Source organism: Lysobacter yangpyeongensis (assembly GCF_042655745.1).
In the GTDB taxonomy this organism is placed as follows: Bacteria; Pseudomonadota; Gammaproteobacteria; order Xanthomonadales; family Xanthomonadaceae; genus Agrilutibacter; species Agrilutibacter yangpyeongensis.
This window is the reverse complement of sequence record NZ_JBHSNM010000002.1, coordinates 464,328-478,883: the sequence shown is the minus strand read 5'-3', so window position 1 is coordinate 478,883 and position 14,556 is coordinate 464,328. Positions and strand designations below refer to the sequence as shown.

Sequence of the window (14,556 nt, the reverse complement as noted above, 5' to 3'; positions counted from 1 at the left end):
AACGAAACTCATGATCGAGACGACCCTGCAAACCCTCGCGGCCTTCCCGCAGCAGCTGGAAGCGCACTACGCCGCGGTGCCGGCCGGTTTCCGGCGCTGGACGCCGCCATCATGGGACGGCATCCCCAGCGAACGCTTCAGCGCGCTAGAACAGGTGCTGCACGTCCGCGACATCGAGATCATGGGTTACCACGTGCGCTTCCACCGCACGCTGCATGAGGAACGACCGCTGCTGGCCGATATCGACAGCTATGCGCTGGCCGCTGAACGCGGCTACGACTGCGACGACGACGCCAGTGCGGCGCTGATGGAATTCCGCGTTGCGCGGGCGCGTACCGTCGACCTGCTGTCCAAGCTGCATGCTGGCGATCTCGCGCGCGCGGCGCAGTTCGACGGCTACGGCCCGGTCACCGTGCGCGGCCTGATGCACTACCTGTGCAGTCACGACCAGCAGCATCTGGCGGGCCTGCAATGGCTGCTGGGGCAGATCGACGCCGCACGCCACGTCCCTACCGACCACCCGGTTCCCGCACACGCATGAACGCCGCCGCTACCCACTCCCCACGTGTTTCCGCGCTGACCGTCGCGCTCGCGCTGGCGGCGGTGTACCTGATCTGGGGGTCGACCTATCTCGCGATCCGTTTCGCACTCGAAGGCGGATTGCCGCCGCTGCTGATGGCGGGCATCCGTTTCATCATCGCCGGCGGCCTGATGTTTGTCGTGCTGCGTGCGCGTGGCGAACCGGTGCCGACGCGCGCGCAGTGGCTCAACACCGCGGTGATGGGCGCGCTGCTGCTGGGCCTGGGCAACGGTCTGGTGACCATGGCCGAGCAATGGGTGTCCTCGGGCATCGCCGCGGTCGCGGTGGCGTCGGCGCCGCTGTGGATGGCGCTGTTCGCGGCCATGCGCGGGCAGCATCCCAACCGGCTGGAGTGGATCGGGCTGGCGATCGGGTTCGTCGGCGTGCTGTGGCTCAATGCGGGCGGCACGCTGGGTGGACAGATGCGCGGACTGGTCGCGCTGCTGATCGCGGCGGTGGCCTGGTCGTTCGGTTCGATCTGGAGCCGCGGCCGCGACCTGCCGTCGCCGTTCATGACGTCGGCGGCGCAGATGCTGTGCGGCGGCGTGCTGATGCTCGGCGTCGGCCTCGCGCTGGGCGAGCGCTTCGACGGCTGGCCGACGACGAAGGGGCTGCTGTCGGTCGGTTACCTGATCGTGTTCGGCTCGATCATCGGCTTCTCCGCCTACATCTGGCTGCTGCATCACGTGCGCCCGGCCCTCGCCGGCAGCTACGCCTACGTCAATCCGGCGATCGCGGTGGTGCTCGGCGGCTGGCTGGCGAGCGAACGCTTCAGCGCCGCCGACCTGGGCGCGATGGCGGTGATCCTCGCCGGCGTCGTCGCGATCACGATGGCGAAGGCGCGCGCAAAACCCGCGCCCGCTCCTGCCGCCGACGAGTCCGCCGCATGAGCACGAACGCCGACCATCGCGCCGGCCTGTGGGTCGCGATCGCTTCCTTCGTGCTGTGGGGCCTGATGCCGCTGTACTGGCATCTGCTCAAGGCGGTGCCGTCGCTGCAGATCGTCGCGCACCGCGTGCTGTGGAGCACGCTGCTGGTGGTGGCGTGGCTATTGTGGAAGAACGGCCGTGGCTGGCTGCGCGCCGCGCTGGCACGGCCGCGCGCGGCGTGGATGCTGGGCCTGAGCGGCCTGCTCATCGGCTTCAACTGGAGCCTGTACATCTGGGCGGTGAACGCCGGCCACGTGGTGGAAAGCAGCCTGGGCTACTTCATCAATCCGCTGTTGAACGTGGTGCTGGGCGTCGCCTTCCTGCGCGAGCGCCTCTCGCGTGCGCAATGGATCGCCGTCGCGCTGGCCACCGCCGGCGTGCTGTGGCTCACGACGCGGTTCGGCCAGCCGCCGTGGATCGCGATCAGCCTGGCGCTGTCGTTCGCGCTGTACGGCCTGCTGCGCAAGCTGCTGGCGATCGATGCGGTCACCGGCCTCGGCGTGGAAAGCGTGTACCTGTTCCTGCCCGCGCTGGCGGTGCTGGTGTGGGGCGAATCGCACGGGCAGGGCGGTTTCCTGCCGCTGGAGGGCGCGCCGGGCTGGGGCCTGGGCCTCGATGCGTTGCTGGTCATCGGCGGCGCGCTGACCGCGTTGCCGCTGATCGGTTTCGCCTTCGCGGTGCGGCGCGTGCCGCTGTCGGTGGTCGGGCTGCTGCAGTACATCGCGCCGACGCTCCAATTCCTCACCGGCGTGTTCGTGTTCCATGAAGCCTTCGACCAGGACCGCCTGATCGGTTTCGTCTTCATCTGGATCGGCCTGGCGGTGTTCGCGCTGGACGGTGCGCTGCGCGCGCGACGCCAGTCCGCGGCTCCGGCCGCCGTCGCCGCAGGCAAGGCCTGAGTGGACGCGATTGCGATTGCGATCGCGCACGCGCGCAGCGACGCGGACATCGCCGCGACCTTCGACGTCATGAGCCAGCTGCGCCCGCAACTGCGGCGCGGGGACTACGTGGCAACGATGCGCGCGCTCGAAGCCAGCGACGGGCTGCAGCTGCTGGCGCTGCGCGATGGCGGTGTCGTCCGCGCGGTGGCGACGTATCGCGTGATGAACATGCTGTACTGCGGCCGGTTGCTGTACGTCGACGATCTGGTCACCGACGAACATGCCCGCTCGCGCGGCTATGGTTCACGCCTTGTCGCACGCTTGAAGGACGAAGCGCGGGCGCTGGGTTGCAGCCAGATCCAGCTGATCTCGCACGTGAAGCGCGAAGGCGCGCACCGCTTCTATTTCCGCGAAGGTTTCGGCATCGAATGCCTTCATTTCCGCGCCGCGTTGCCGGAGTGAGCGGGTAGCCCCCGCGCGACTGCAGCGCAGCGCGCGGCAGCGAAGTATCGGTAGCCGGAAAGCAAACAGGCCGCGATCGCTCGCGGCCTGTTCGCTGTCTGCGCGGCGCGGGTACTCAGGCGGCGCGCAGCGCCTCGGTCACCGGCAGGCGTGCGGCGCGCAGCGCCGGGAACAGCCCGCCGACCAGGCCGATGCCCAGGGCCCACTTCAACCCCGTCCACAGCAATGCGGGCGAGACCCGGAACTGGAACACGACCTGGCTGAAGTTGTTGCCCAGCGTCGACACCGTGTGCCCGTTGAACGCGAGCCACGCCACCAGCGCGCCGAGCAGGCCGCCGAGCAGTGCGAGCAGCATCGTCTCCAGCATCACCGCCACGACCACCGGCGATCCGCGGAAACCGAGCGCGCGCATGGTCGCGATCTCCCGCGAGCGGCCGGCCACCGCCGCGTACATGGAATTGAGCGCGCCGAAGATCGCGCCCACCGCCATGATCGTGCCGATCACGATGCCCAGGATCCGCAGGAACTTGGTCAGGGCCTCGCTCTGCTTGGCGTAGTAGTCGTGCGTGGTCATCGCATCGAGCTTGAGGCGCGGATCGGCGGCCAGCGCGGCGGCCAGCTGCTTGAAGCCGTTCTTGCCGTCCAGCGCCACGGTGACCGACTGATAGGCGCTGCGCTGGTAGGTCGGGCCGAGCACGTCGACATCCGCCCACAGTTCCGATTCGTGCGAATCGCCGGATTCGAACGCGCCGACGACCGTCCAGGCCTGGTTGGCGAGCCGCACCTGCTTGCCGACCTCGAGGCCCGCGAACTGGTGCTGAGCGCCGCGGCCCACGACCATCTCGCGCATGCCCGGCGTGAACCGGCGGCCTTCGACGATCTTCAGGTTGGGGCGCAAGGCCCACGCGGAAGGACCCACGCCGCGGAACTGCACGTTGGTGTCGGTGCCGTCCGCCTTGCTGGGCAGGTTCACCACCTGCGACAGCTCGGGCGAGGACACCGGGCGGCCGTCCGCGCCACGCCGGATGCCGGGCAGGTTGGACACCAGCGGTTCCTGGTCGCGCGTGATCACCGAGTTGGTCTCGGCCTGCGAACCGCCGCGCAGGATGATCGCCGTGTCGGACCCGCCGGTGTTCGACAGGGTGGCCTTGAAGCCCTCGCCCATCGCGAGCATCGCCACCAGCACGCCGACCACGCCGGCGATGCCGATCACGATCACCGACGAGGCGCCCCAGCGTTGCGGCAGGCCCGCGATGCCGATGCGCGTGGCGGCCAGCGCGAGTGCGCCGCTGCGGGTGAACGCAAGCCACGCGGCTACCGCGAGCGCAATGGCCGCCACCGCGAACCACGGCAGGACGATCCACACCACCAGCGCCACGACGAGCACGACGATGGTCAGCAGGCCGGAGAAGAAACGTTTGGTCTTGGACATGCGAATCTCCTCAGCGGCCCGCGAGGGCGTCGACGATGTTCAGGCGCATCGCGCGCAGCGCGGGCAGCAGCCCGGCAAGCACGCCGAACACCAGCATGAGCACGAGGCCGGTGATCCAGCTTTCCGGCGGCAGGCTGGACGGCAGCTGGATGAAGCCGCCGCTGCCCTTCGTCGTCGCGATCATCGCCAGGGGTGCGAGCGCCAGTCCGAGCACGGCGCCCAGTCCGACCAGCAGCACCGATTCGGCCAGGACCAGCAGCAGCACGCTGCGGTTGGTGAAGCCGATGGTCTTGAGCACTGCCAGCTCGGGGATGCGTTCGCGCACCGCCTGGGCCATGGTGTTGCCGGTCAGCAGCAACAGGGTGAAGAACACCGCGCCCATGATCGCCGAGACGATCAGGCCGATGTCGCCGATCTGCTTGATGAAGGCCTGGTTGAAGGCCTCCTCGGTCTGGGTCTTGGTTTCGTGGTCGGAATTGGCGGACAGCGCGTCGATCGCCTTCGACACGCGGTCGGCATGCGAGGCGTCGTCGACCTGCAGGATGTACCAGCCGACGCGGCCCTTCACGTAATCGTTGGCCTCGTCGAAGTAGTTCCAGTGGAACACCAGCATGTTCTCGTTGCCGCGGCGCTTTTCGTCCCGGATGCGGAAGATGCCGTCGAGCTTGAACTGCCAGTCGTTGCTGCCCTTGGTCGGGAAGATCGTCGCCTGCAGCGGGATCGTGTCGCCGATCTTCCAGCCGAACTTCTTCGCCAGCTGCTCGCCGACGATGGCGCCGGTGCGGTCGGCTTCCCACGCCTTGCGTTGCCCGGCGGGCAACTCGAATTCGGGGTACACGTCGAAGTAGCCGGGACCGACCGAGAAATTCGGGAAGAAATTCTTCGGGTCGCGGTAAATGCCGCCGAACCAGGCCGCGTACGAGGAACGCTTCACGCCGGGGATCGCGCGGATCTGCGGATCCAGGCTGTACGGCAGCATCTGCGTCAGCGACAGCCGCGAGGAGGTGATCATGCGGTTGGCGCCGGTAACGCTGCCGCCCGAGTTGAAGGCCACGCGCACCGAATCGAGCATGCCGAACAGGAAGAACGCGGTCATGACCGAGAACAGCGTGAGGAAGGTCCGCGTCTTGCTGCGGAACAGCGCCGCCCATATGAGGTGGAGATATTTCATCGCGATGCCTCCCGGATCACGCGTACGCGTGCGTGGCCTGCTCGACGAGAGTGCCCTTGTCGAGGTGCAGGGTGTGGGTGGCGTATTCGGCGGCCTTGGGATCGTGCGTGACCATCACGATCGTCTTGCCGTGCTGGCGGTTGAGCGTCTGCAGCAGGGTCAGGATTTCCTCGGCGGACTGGCGGTCGAGGTCGCCGGTGGGTTCGTCGCAGATCAGCAGGGTGGGGTCGGAGACGATGGCGCGCGCGATCGCCACGCGCTGCTGCTGGCCGCCGGAGAGCTCGGACGGACGGTGTTTGCCGCGATCCTTCAGGCCGACGAGCTCGAGTGCGATCTCGGCATTGCGCTTGCGCTGCGCCGCCGACAGCCGGGTCAGCAGCAGCGGCAGTTCGACGTTCTTCTGCGCATTGAGCGTCGGCATCAGGTTGTAGAACTGGAACACGAAGCCGACGTTGTGGCTGCGCCACTGCGAGAGCTGGCCCGAGCTCATCGTGTCGATGCGCTGGCCGTCGACCTCGATCTGGCCGTTGCTGGGCGAGTCCAGGCCGCCGATCAGGTTGAGCAGGGTGGTCTTGCCCGAACCCGACGGGCCCATCAGCGCGACGAAATCGCCACGGTCGATGTCGATGTCGATTCCATGCAGGACGTCGACCTTTTCCGGGCCGCGCTGGTAGGTCTTGTGCAGGTTGCGGATGCTGACGAGGGTGGACATGCGGTGCTCCCTGGTTCCTTGCAGTGGGTGTGTCAGTCGTTGTTCGCGGCGTCGCCGGATTCCTCGCGCGCCACCTGCACGCGCGCGCCGTCGGCCAGCTTCTGCGGCGGATCGATCACGACGGTGTCGCCGCCGGCGAGGCCGGCGAGCACCTCGCGGTCCTCGCCGAGCGTGCGGCCGAGCGAGACTTCGCGCTGCTGCGCCTTGCCGTCGGCGACGACGAAGGCGATGTCCTTGCCCTCGCGCTGCACGATCGCGGCCGCCGGGGCCAGCACGCCGGGCCGCACGGTCGTGGCGGGACGGGCGGCTTCGAGGAAGGCCACGCGCACGCCCATGTCGGGCACGATCCGCGCGTCCTTCTGCTTGAGCGCCACGCGCACCTTGACCGTGGCCTTGCCGCGATCGGCGGCCGGGATGATCGCGATCACTTCGGCCGGGATCTTCCAGTCCGGATAGGCGTTGAGCGTGGCTTCCACCGGCATCTTCGGATGCACGCGGCCGATGAAGGCTTCGCCGACCTCGACCTCGACCTCGAGCGAATCCATGTCGACGATCGTGCCGATGCCCGTGCGGGTGAAGCCGCCGCCCGCCGACAGCGGCGAGACGATCTCGCCCGGCTGCGCGGCCTTGGCGATCACCACGCCGGCGAACGGCGCGCGCACGATGGTGTTGTCCACGCCCTGCGCGGCGATGCGCAGGCCATCGTTGGCCACCTGCGCGTTGCGTTGCGCGGTCTGCAGCCCCGCACGCAGCGCATCGCGTTCGGCGATCGCCTGGTCGTACTGCGACTTCGACACCAGCTGCTGCTGCGCCAGGCCGCTGAGGCGATTGGCATTCGCTTCGGCTTCCTTGAGCTGCGCCTGCACCGCGGCGATTTCGCTGCGCGCGGCGGCGAGCTGCGAAGCGGCGAGATCGCGCTGGGCGTCGGCATCGATCGGATCGAGCGTGGCCATGACCTGGCCGGCTTCGACGCGCTGGCCTTCCTCGATCAGCACCTCGCGCACCTTGCCGGTGATCTTGGCGGACACGGTGGCCATGCGCCGGGCGACGACGTAGCCGGTGGCGTCGAGCACCGAGGCGCTGCCTCCGGCGTTGCCCAGCGCGGTGACCTCGGCGGTCTTCACCTCGATCGCGTCGCTGCGGCCCAACACGGCCCAGACGCCGAGCGCCAGCGCCACCATGGCGCCCGCGATGCCGAGGCCGATCCACAGGCCGGTGCGCGAAGGCGCCGGCGGCGGCGTGCTGCGGTCGATGCGGAGTTCCTTGAGCAGATCGGAGTTGTTCATCCCGGACAGACCTTCTTCCTCGATCGGGCGGGCGCTGCCCGCGTGCGCTGACGATGACTTGCCGGAAGGCGACGAACGGGCGTGGCGATTCTCGACAGAGAGGCCCGATCCGGCAAAGCGGGCGCCAGTGTGGACGCAACGAGCCGCAGGCGCCAACCTGCCGGAAGTAAGTTTCTGTGGGGCGCCTTTTCCCGTTCACCCCTCGCCCCGCTTGTGGGGCGAGGGGCCGCGTCGCGCAGTGACGCAGGGTGAAGGGTGGTGGCGCGGGTGACGACGGCAAATCAAAAGCCGCTCATCTGCCCCCGATTAAAGCATTCGGGGGCAGGCTCTTCGGGCATCTTCCACGCCGAAGCGGGGAGAAGAGAAGTCAGAGGCGTTCGGTGCGATTCTTCGCCCCGCCTGCGCTACGCGCACGGCCGCATCGCGGAACCGGATAGGTGAAGGAGCGCAAAGCTGCGCGGTGAATCCGCGCGCCGCGCACATCGGACTCAACCGCCCGCGCGCGCCTTCAGCATTGCGTACGCTGCGCGCAGACCCTGCGCTTCGCCGCCGGTGGGACGGCCCGGGCGGTCGCTGTCGTTCCAGGCGTAGACGTCCAGGTGCGCCCACTTCTGCTGCGCGGGCACGAAGCGCTCGAGGTACAGCGCCGCGGTGATGCTGCCCGCCATCTTCGACGGGCCGCCGTTGGCGATGTCGGCCACGCTGCTGGTCAGGTAGCGCCAGTACGGACGCCACAGCGGCATGCGCCACAGCGGATCGCGCAGGCGCGTGCCGGCGTCCAGCCACGCCGCGGCGACGGCGTCGTCGTTGGCGTACACCGCCGGCAGATCGGGGCCGAGCGCGATGCGCGCGGCACCGGTGAGCGTGGCGAAATCCAGCAGCAGTTCGGGCCGGTCTTCGGCGGCGCGGGCGAGCGCATCGCAGAGCACCACGCGGCCTTCGGCATCGGTGTTGTCGATTTCGACAGTGATGCCGGCGCGCGTGGCGATGACTTCGCCCGGACGGAACGCATTCGGGCCGACCGAGTTCTCCACCGCCGGCACGAACAGGCTGATCCGCAGCGGCAATGCGCGCGCCATGATCCATTCGGCCAGGGCGATCGCGTGCGCGGCGCCGCCCATGTCCTTCTTCATGTTGCGCATGCCGTCGGCGGGCTTGAGATCCAGTCCGCCGGTGTCGAAGCACACGCCCTTGCCGCAGATCGCGACGTGCGGGTGCGCGGCATTGCCCCAGCGCAGCGCGATCAGGCGCGGTGCGCGGTGCGAGGCGCGGCCGACGGCGTGGATCGCCGGGTAGTTCTGCGCCAGCAGGTCGTCGCCGCTGACCACTTCGATGTGCGCGCCGTGGCGCTCGGCGAGTTCGCAGCACACCTGCTCGAGCTGGTCGGGGCCCATGTGCTCGGTCGGCGTGTTGACCAGGTCGCGCACGCGCAGGCACGCGGCGAGTTCGGCGAGGACCTCGTCGACGTCGCCCTCCAGCGCCAGCGTCGCGGGCGCGCGCAGCGGCTGCCTGTAGCGAGTGAAGCGATAGCTGCCCAAACCCCAGCCCACTTGCAGCGCGGCGGTTTCGGCCGCATCGAGCGGATCGACCAGGCGCCACGCGCGCGCCGGCAGCGCGTAGGGCGCGTGGCCGTAGGCGGCGGGATCGAGGCGGTCGCCGACACCGATCACCGCGGCGGCGATGCTGCCGTCGGCATCGGGCACCACCAGCGCGGAGTAGGCGCTGCCGTCGAAGCCCTGCGCATCCAGCCAGGTGCCGACCGGCGCCGGCTGCGCGCCGCGCCATTCGGCGAAATCCGCGCGCGTGACCACGTGCAGCGGCAGCGCATCGGTGGAATCGAGGGTGAGGCCGGCGGGCAAGGTCATGCGGCGACGTGTTCCTGTGCGGATGAGGGGTGCGCATCCAGCCAGTCGGCCAGTGCGGCGAGCGAAGCGAATTCCAGGTCGGGGCGCACGTCGGCGTGCGGCCAGGCCAGGCGATCGCGGTTGATCCAGCAGCTGCGCAGTCCCGCGCTCGCGGCGCCGACGACGTCCATCTCGATGTCGTCGCCCACGTGCAGCACGTGCGCCGGCGGTACGCCCAGGCGCGCGCAGGCGGCGTGGAAGATGCTGGGCTCGGGTTTGGCCGCGCCGTGTTCGCGCGCGCCGAGCTGGAAGCGGAAGTGGTGGTGGATGCCGATCGCGGCGAGGTCGGCATTGCCGTTGCTCACCGCCGCCACCGGAACGCGCGCGGCGATGCGGCGCAGCGCGTCGGGCGCGTCGGGATAGAACTCGACGCGGTTGCGTTCGGCGAAGAAGATCGCGTAGGCCGCCTCGGCCAGCGCGACGTCCTCGCCGCTGTCGCGCAGCGCGCGCTCGATGGTCAGGCGGCGCAGCAGGCTGAGATCGTGCGCGTGCTGCGGATGCTCGGCGACCACGCAGTCGCGCAACGCACGCATTTCCTCGATGGGAAAACGCGCGGCGGTCTGCGGGCTGTGTTGTTCCATCCACGCGTGCAGCGTGCGCTCTATCCGCGCCCCGATCGGCGCGAATGGCCACAGGGTGTCGTCGAGATCGAGGGTGACGGCGCTGACGGGGAATGGCTCCACGGGCGTAATTCTAAACCCCGCCTGCCCGGCATCGCGTTTTCCCAAGTCAGTTACCTGACCGAGTCAGTTTTCCGCGTCGCCTCATTCCAGCAGCCGGGCCCATCCGTCCATGCCCTCGGTGCGTTCCAGGATCAGCTTCACGCACACCAGCAGCGGCACCGCCAGCAGCAGGCCGATGATTCCCCACATCGTGCCGAACACCATCAGCCCGAGGATCAGCACCAGCGGCGACAACCGCATGCGCCGGCCCAGCACGATCGGCGTGACGAACTGGCCTTCGAGCGTATGCAGGAACAGGTAGATGCCCGACGGCGCGAGCGCCTTGAGCCCGTCGAATTCGGTCAGGCCGATCAGCAGCATCACCGCCATGCCCACCAGCGGGCCGACGTAGGGTGCGTAGTTGAGCAGCGCGGCCATCGTGCCCCACAGCAGCGCTTCGGGCAGCGGCAGGCCGAGCAGGTGCAACGCGACGGCGAACACCAGTCCCACCACCGCGTTGATCAGGCTGATGGTGAGCACGTAGCGCGACAGCTCGGCCTCGATCGATTGCAGGATCCCGACCGTGAGCTTCTTCTGCTGGCGACTGTGCAGCAGCGCGATCGCATTGCCCTGCAGGTTTTCGCCATAGACCATGAAGAAGAACGTCAGCAGCACCACTGCGAGCACCGAGGCGAGCATGCGCGGCGTGGTGGTCAGGGCGCGGTACGGATCGTTGACCTCGGTGCGCACCACCTGCACGGGCCTGGATTCGCCACCGGCGGCGAGCGCGAAATTCTCCGCGGCGCGGTTGGCCTCGCGCACCGGCTTGAACATCTCGCGCAGCTTCGGCGCCAGTTCCTTGAGTTCGCGCGGTGCCTGCCGCACCCATTCGCCGGCCGGTTCCACCAGCTGGTTGGCGAGCGCGCCGGTGAGGAACAGCCCGCCCACCAGCACCAGCAGCGCGGCGAGGAAGCGCGGCAGCCACAGGCGCTGCAGCACGCGGATGATCGGGTTGCCGATCAGCGCGAAGAACATCGACAGCAGCACCGGCAGGATCAGGCCCTGCGCGGCCCACAGCACGGTGCCGACAAGCACGGTCGCGATCACGACCGCCGCGACGGACGAACGCGGACGCGGCGCGGTCGGCGGCGCGTTGGGGATGGTGTCGCCGCCCGCGCCGGGGCTGGTCGCGGGTTCGGGTTCGGCTGCGGAGGCGGCTTCGGGCAGCGGCACGGCTCAGGACCTGGCGGAAGAAGTGGAAGACGCCGTGGACGCAGGTGCCTGCGGCGACACGGCATTGGGCGGCACCGCATCGGGCACCACGGCATCGGCGACGCTTTCCGCCGTGTCCGCGGCTTCGCCGGCCTGTTCCGCCGCGACCTGCGCGCTGCCGCCGGCGAACAGTCCGGACAGCATCGTCACCAGCTGCATCCATTGCCCGCTGCGTGCGACCGCCCGCAACGGCTGCGCGCGGCCGACGAGGAAGCCGCTCACCAGACCGGCGATCACCACGCGGCCCGGCGTCCACGCGTCGCGCCACGTCGCCTGCAGGTGCCGCCATTCCGCCGCGACGCGACGCTCGCGCGTTTCCAGCGCGGCTTCGGCCTGTTGCACCTTCGTCAGCAGTTGCTTGAAACCCATGCGCTGTCCGTCGTCGCTCGGCGTGTGGTCAGGGCGGCGTCACGTCGACGCCAAGGCCCTTCTTCGGCGGCGCGTCGGCACTGGCTTCGGCCACGCGCTCGGCCGCCTGTTCGGTCGATTCGTGCGAGCCCGGCTGGGGCATGAAGTCGGCCAGTTCGCCGATCCCCAGCCGCGCCAGCTGGCGTCGCGTCGCCTGCAGGCGGGTGTGTTCGAAGTAGTGCATCGCGCGCCACACGCCCAGCGCGGTGACCGCGATGCTCAGCGCGGCGCAGGTCGCCAGCGACAGCGTCCACGACCAGCCCAGCGCGTCGTGCAGTACCGCGGTGAGCGCGGCCATCAGCAGCATCCACGCCGATCCGCCGAAGGCGACGGCCACGCCGGTGAACGCCAGCGCGCGCCCGAAGGCGCTGCGGGCGAGCGAGAGATCCGCACTGACGAGGACGCGCAACGCCTTGGCCGCATCGCTCGCCGCGCCCAGTCCGGCGCGGCCGGCGGCGCCGATCTCGCGCAGCGATTCGGCCAGATCGGGGGCAGGCGCCTGCGGGCCCGGTGCGGCACCGGGCGAGGCAGGCGTGTCGTCGTCGCTGCGCGGTTCGTCCATCGAGGCGAGCCGGATTCGGTGTCGGGTGCCGAAGAGTAGCCCGGGCAAGTGCGACCTGTGCGGGAACGTTCCCGACAACGTCCCTGCGACGCAGGCCGTCGGCCTCGCCCGGGCTACAGGCGAGAGCTCAGCGGTCGCCGCCGCCGCGCGCGAGCTTGGCGATGATCCAGCCCGCCGCGAAGGCGACGCCGAACGAGGCCAGCGGACGCTCGCGGATCAGTTCGGCGGCGCTGTCGATCAGGTCGCGGCCCTTGTCCATCAAGGCATCCATCTGCTCGCGCGCCGCGCCACCGGCCTGCTCGGCCGCGCTCAGGCCGGCGTACGCGCCATCGGCCAGATCGGCTTTCACGTTCGCCTTGCCCAGGCGCAGTTCGTCGGCGGCGGCGCCTGCGGCGTTGCGCAGCGCTTCACCGGTATCGACCGCGGCCTGCTTGAGGTGGCCGCCGGCTTCGCCGAGGTGGGACTTCATGCCATCGGTGCTGGTAGGGGACATGTTCGTTCTCCTGGAAGTGGGCGAAGCGGTCGCAGCAGGGTAGTCGGGAACGCGTGGTGTCGCGCTTACTGCATCTCGATCTCGCCGCGATCGCCACCCCGGATCACGCGGAACACCAACCTTGCCGGGTCACGCGTGAAGCTGGCGCGGAAGCCGGGCAGGTCGTCGAATTCGCCGCTGGTCGAGGCAATCACGATGTCGCCCTTCTGCAGGCCGTTGCGTGCGGCGCGGCTGCCGCGCCGGACGTCCTCGACCAGCACGCCGCCGGCGCCGGACTGGCGCAGCGAGGCGGGCAGCTCGGCGAAGGTCGCGCCGTCCAGGCGCGGATCGAGCTCGGCGCCGGCCAGCGAGCGCGGTTGCTCGCGCAGCGTGGCGGACAGTTGCAGCGGCTTGCCGTCGCGGACCACGTCGAGGGTGACGCGGCTGCCCACCGCCTGCAGGCCCTCGAAGTTGCGCAGGCTGTTGCGATCGTCGAGATGGCCACCATTGGCGCCGACGATCACGTCGCCGACCTTCAGCCCGGCCTGCGCCGCGGCCGAATTGGCGAACACGCGCGTGACCACCGCGCCGCGCGCTTCGCTCAGGCCCAGGCCCGCGGCGATGCGCGGATCGACGTCCTGCGTTTCCACGCCGAGCGTGCCGCGACGCACTTCGCCGGTGGCGATCAGCTGTTCCATCACGCCGCGCGCGATGCTGGTGGGAATGGCGAAGCCCAGGCCGATGTTGCCGGCCATCGAGCCGCGCGGATTGAAGCTGGCGGTGTTGATGCCGACCAGCTCGCCGTTGAGGTTCACCAGCGCGCCGCCGGAATTGCCCGGATTGATCGACGCGTCGGTCTGGATGAAGTTCTGGTAGCCCAGCCCGCGCAGGCCGCTGCGGCCGACGGCCGAGACGATGCCCGAGGTGACCGTCTGGCCGATGCCGAACGGATTGCCCACCGCGACCACGAAGTCGCCCACTTTCAGCTGGGTGGAGTCGGCCAGCGGCAGCGCGCTGAGCTTGTCTGCCTTGATCCGCATCACCGCCACGTCGGTGTCGGGATCGGAGCCGACGAATTCGGCCTTGAAGGTGCGCTCGTCCGCCAGCGTCACCGAGACCTCGTCGGCGCCTTCGATCACGTGGTGGTTGGTCAGGATGAGGCCGCGCGCGGCATCGACGATCACGCCCGAACCCAGCGACTCGTTGATCCGCTCCTGGGTCAGTTCCGGGAACATGCGGCGGAAGAACGGATCGTTGCCGAACGGCCCCACGCCCACGCGCACGCGCTGGCGGGTGTGCACGCTGACCACCGCGGGCGTCACGCGCGCCAGCATCGGCGCGAGCGAGGGCAGCGGCGTGGTGCCGACCGCGGCGGGCAGGGCGCCGACGGCGGGCACGGCCGCGGACGCGGCCAGCGGCGCGGCTTCGGCCGGGGAATCCAGGGCATCGCGCATCGCGGTCGCGGCGAAGCCGCCGAAGGCCGCGGCGGCGGACAGGGCGATCAGGGTCTTGTGGGCATTCGACAGGCGCATGGGCGGTCGGGAAAGGATCGGGAAGGAAAGGGCGGGAGGAGGAAACAATCGCGGCGCGAGGCGTGATTTCAAGCCTCGCCGGCACCTCCCAGTGTCGGTGCAGACCGCCGAACCGGCGATGAAGTTTCCCGGCGTGCGCGGCCGGCGCGAGGCCGCGCCAACGCAAGTTGCGCGCCAGTCCGGCCACTTGCGCGGCTGTGCGATTCACAAAAAACGGGTTGACTTAGGTAGGGGTGCGGTTTAGGTTTGACCCCCGTCCCGCCACTACATCTTGTGGTTGGCTCGACGGAA

General features: G+C 69.6%; 15 protein-coding genes. 4 read left to right on the top strand and 11 right to left on the bottom strand.

Annotated features, from left to right (window positions below):
• Positions 1-10 precede the first annotated feature (10 nt).
• Genes ACFPN1_RS09005 through ACFPN1_RS08990 form a run of 4 tightly spaced genes read left to right on the top strand, consistent with a single transcriptional unit; the run spans position 11 to position 2,852 of the window.
• A complete protein-coding gene (locus ACFPN1_RS09005) occupies positions 11-541 on the top strand; it encodes a DinB family protein (RefSeq protein WP_386754553.1) in 531 nt (176 codons plus the stop codon).
• Entirely contained in the window at positions 538-1,470 is a 933-nt protein-coding gene (gene yedA / locus ACFPN1_RS09000; protein WP_386754552.1) for a drug/metabolite exporter YedA, read from the top strand. Before ACFPN1_RS09005 ends, yedA begins: the two co-directional genes overlap by 4 nt.
• A complete protein-coding gene (gene rarD / locus ACFPN1_RS08995; protein WP_386754551.1) occupies positions 1,467-2,408 on the top strand; it encodes an EamA family transporter RarD in 942 nt (313 codons plus the stop codon). Before yedA ends, rarD begins: the two co-directional genes overlap by 4 nt.
• On the top strand, positions 2,409-2,852 hold the full coding sequence (locus ACFPN1_RS08990) for a GNAT family N-acetyltransferase (protein WP_386754550.1): 444 nt from the start codon (positions 2,409-2,411) through the stop codon (positions 2,850-2,852).
• Positions 2,853-2,967: 115 nt separating this feature from the next.
• Here the strand turns inward: ACFPN1_RS08990 and ACFPN1_RS08985 are convergent, their stop codons facing one another.
• The 11 genes from ACFPN1_RS08985 to ACFPN1_RS08935 all read right to left on the bottom strand — a co-directional run bounded on the left by ACFPN1_RS08985 (position 2,968) and on the right by ACFPN1_RS08935 (position 14,265).
• A complete protein-coding gene (locus ACFPN1_RS08985) occupies positions 2,968-4,284 on the bottom strand; it encodes an ABC transporter permease (protein ID WP_386754549.1) in 1,317 nt (438 codons plus the stop codon).
• A gap of 10 nt (positions 4,285-4,294) precedes the next feature.
• On the bottom strand, positions 4,295-5,455 hold the full coding sequence (locus ACFPN1_RS08980) for an ABC transporter permease (protein WP_386754548.1): 1,161 nt from the start codon (positions 5,453-5,455) through the stop codon (positions 4,295-4,297).
• A gap of 16 nt (positions 5,456-5,471) precedes the next feature.
• Positions 5,472-6,167 (bottom strand): ABC transporter ATP-binding protein, encoded by a 696-nt coding sequence (locus ACFPN1_RS08975; protein ID WP_386754547.1) that lies wholly within the window; start codon positions 6,165-6,167, stop codon positions 5,472-5,474.
• Positions 6,168-6,199: 32 nt separating this feature from the next.
• Positions 6,200-7,453, bottom strand: a complete 1,254-nt coding sequence (locus ACFPN1_RS08970; RefSeq protein ID WP_386754545.1) for an efflux RND transporter periplasmic adaptor subunit — start codon at positions 7,451-7,453, stop codon at positions 6,200-6,202.
• 488 nt (positions 7,454-7,941) lie between these two features.
• Positions 7,942-9,318: a leucyl aminopeptidase family protein gene (locus ACFPN1_RS08965; RefSeq protein ID WP_386754544.1), complete on the bottom strand. Its 1,377-nt coding sequence runs from the start codon at positions 9,316-9,318 to the stop codon at positions 7,942-7,944.
• Positions 9,315-10,040 (bottom strand): HAD family hydrolase, encoded by a 726-nt coding sequence (locus tag ACFPN1_RS08960; RefSeq protein WP_386754543.1) that lies wholly within the window; start codon positions 10,038-10,040, stop codon positions 9,315-9,317. The genes ACFPN1_RS08965 and ACFPN1_RS08960 overlap by 4 nt, the downstream gene beginning before the upstream one ends.
• Before the next feature lie 81 nt (positions 10,041-10,121).
• Positions 10,122-11,246, bottom strand: coding sequence for an AI-2E family transporter (locus ACFPN1_RS08955; RefSeq protein ID WP_386754851.1), 1,125 nt, complete (start codon positions 11,244-11,246; stop codon positions 10,122-10,124).
• Positions 11,247-11,255: 9 nt separating this feature from the next.
• A complete protein-coding gene (locus ACFPN1_RS08950) occupies positions 11,256-11,660 on the bottom strand; it encodes a hypothetical protein (protein ID WP_386754541.1) in 405 nt (134 codons plus the stop codon).
• A gap of 28 nt (positions 11,661-11,688) precedes the next feature.
• Positions 11,689-12,261 carry a phage holin family protein gene (locus tag ACFPN1_RS08945; RefSeq protein ID WP_386754540.1) on the bottom strand — a complete coding sequence of 191 codons (573 nt, stop codon included), beginning with the start codon at positions 12,259-12,261 and terminating at the stop codon, positions 11,689-11,691.
• A 127-nt stretch (positions 12,262-12,388) separates the two neighbouring features.
• Positions 12,389-12,754 (bottom strand): hypothetical protein, encoded by a 366-nt coding sequence (locus ACFPN1_RS08940; RefSeq protein WP_386754539.1) that lies wholly within the window; start codon positions 12,752-12,754, stop codon positions 12,389-12,391.
• 65 nt (positions 12,755-12,819) lie between these two features.
• Positions 12,820-14,265: a Do family serine endopeptidase gene (locus tag ACFPN1_RS08935; protein ID WP_386754538.1), complete on the bottom strand. Its 1,446-nt coding sequence runs from the start codon at positions 14,263-14,265 to the stop codon at positions 12,820-12,822.
• Between the last annotated feature and the right edge of the window lie 291 nt (positions 14,266-14,556).

What these genes read in the sequence shown, in the direction of transcription:
- ACFPN1_RS08985 (WP_386754549.1), bottom strand. Translation starts at nt 4,284, where the DNA reads ATGTCCAAGACCAAACGTTTCTTCTCCGGCCTGCTGACCATCGTCGTG.
- ACFPN1_RS08935 (WP_386754538.1), bottom strand. Translation starts at nt 14,265, where the DNA reads ATGCGCCTGTCGAATGCCCACAAGACCCTGATCGCCCTGTCCGCCGCC.
- ACFPN1_RS08965 (WP_386754544.1), bottom strand. Translation starts at nt 9,318, where the DNA reads ATGACCTTGCCCGCCGGCCTCACCCTCGATTCCACCGATGCGCTGCCG.
- ACFPN1_RS08950 (WP_386754541.1), bottom strand. Translation starts at nt 11,660, where the DNA reads ATGGGTTTCAAGCAACTGCTGACGAAGGTGCAACAGGCCGAAGCCGCG.
- ACFPN1_RS08980 (WP_386754548.1), bottom strand. Translation starts at nt 5,455, where the DNA reads ATGAAATATCTCCACCTCATATGGGCGGCGCTGTTCCGCAGCAAGACG.
- ACFPN1_RS08975 (WP_386754547.1), bottom strand. Translation starts at nt 6,167, where the DNA reads ATGTCCACCCTCGTCAGCATCCGCAACCTGCACAAGACCTACCAGCGC.
- ACFPN1_RS08945 (WP_386754540.1), bottom strand. Translation starts at nt 12,261, where the DNA reads ATGGACGAACCGCGCAGCGACGACGACACGCCTGCCTCGCCCGGTGCC.
- rarD (WP_386754551.1), top strand. Translation starts at nt 1,467, where the DNA reads ATGAGCACGAACGCCGACCATCGCGCCGGCCTGTGGGTCGCGATCGCT.
- ACFPN1_RS09005 (WP_386754553.1), top strand. Translation starts at nt 11, where the DNA reads ATGATCGAGACGACCCTGCAAACCCTCGCGGCCTTCCCGCAGCAGCTG.
- ACFPN1_RS08970 (WP_386754545.1), bottom strand. Translation starts at nt 7,453, where the DNA reads ATGAACAACTCCGATCTGCTCAAGGAACTCCGCATCGACCGCAGCACG.
- yedA (WP_386754552.1), top strand. Translation starts at nt 538, where the DNA reads ATGAACGCCGCCGCTACCCACTCCCCACGTGTTTCCGCGCTGACCGTC.
- ACFPN1_RS08940 (WP_386754539.1), bottom strand. Translation starts at nt 12,754, where the DNA reads ATGTCCCCTACCAGCACCGATGGCATGAAGTCCCACCTCGGCGAAGCC.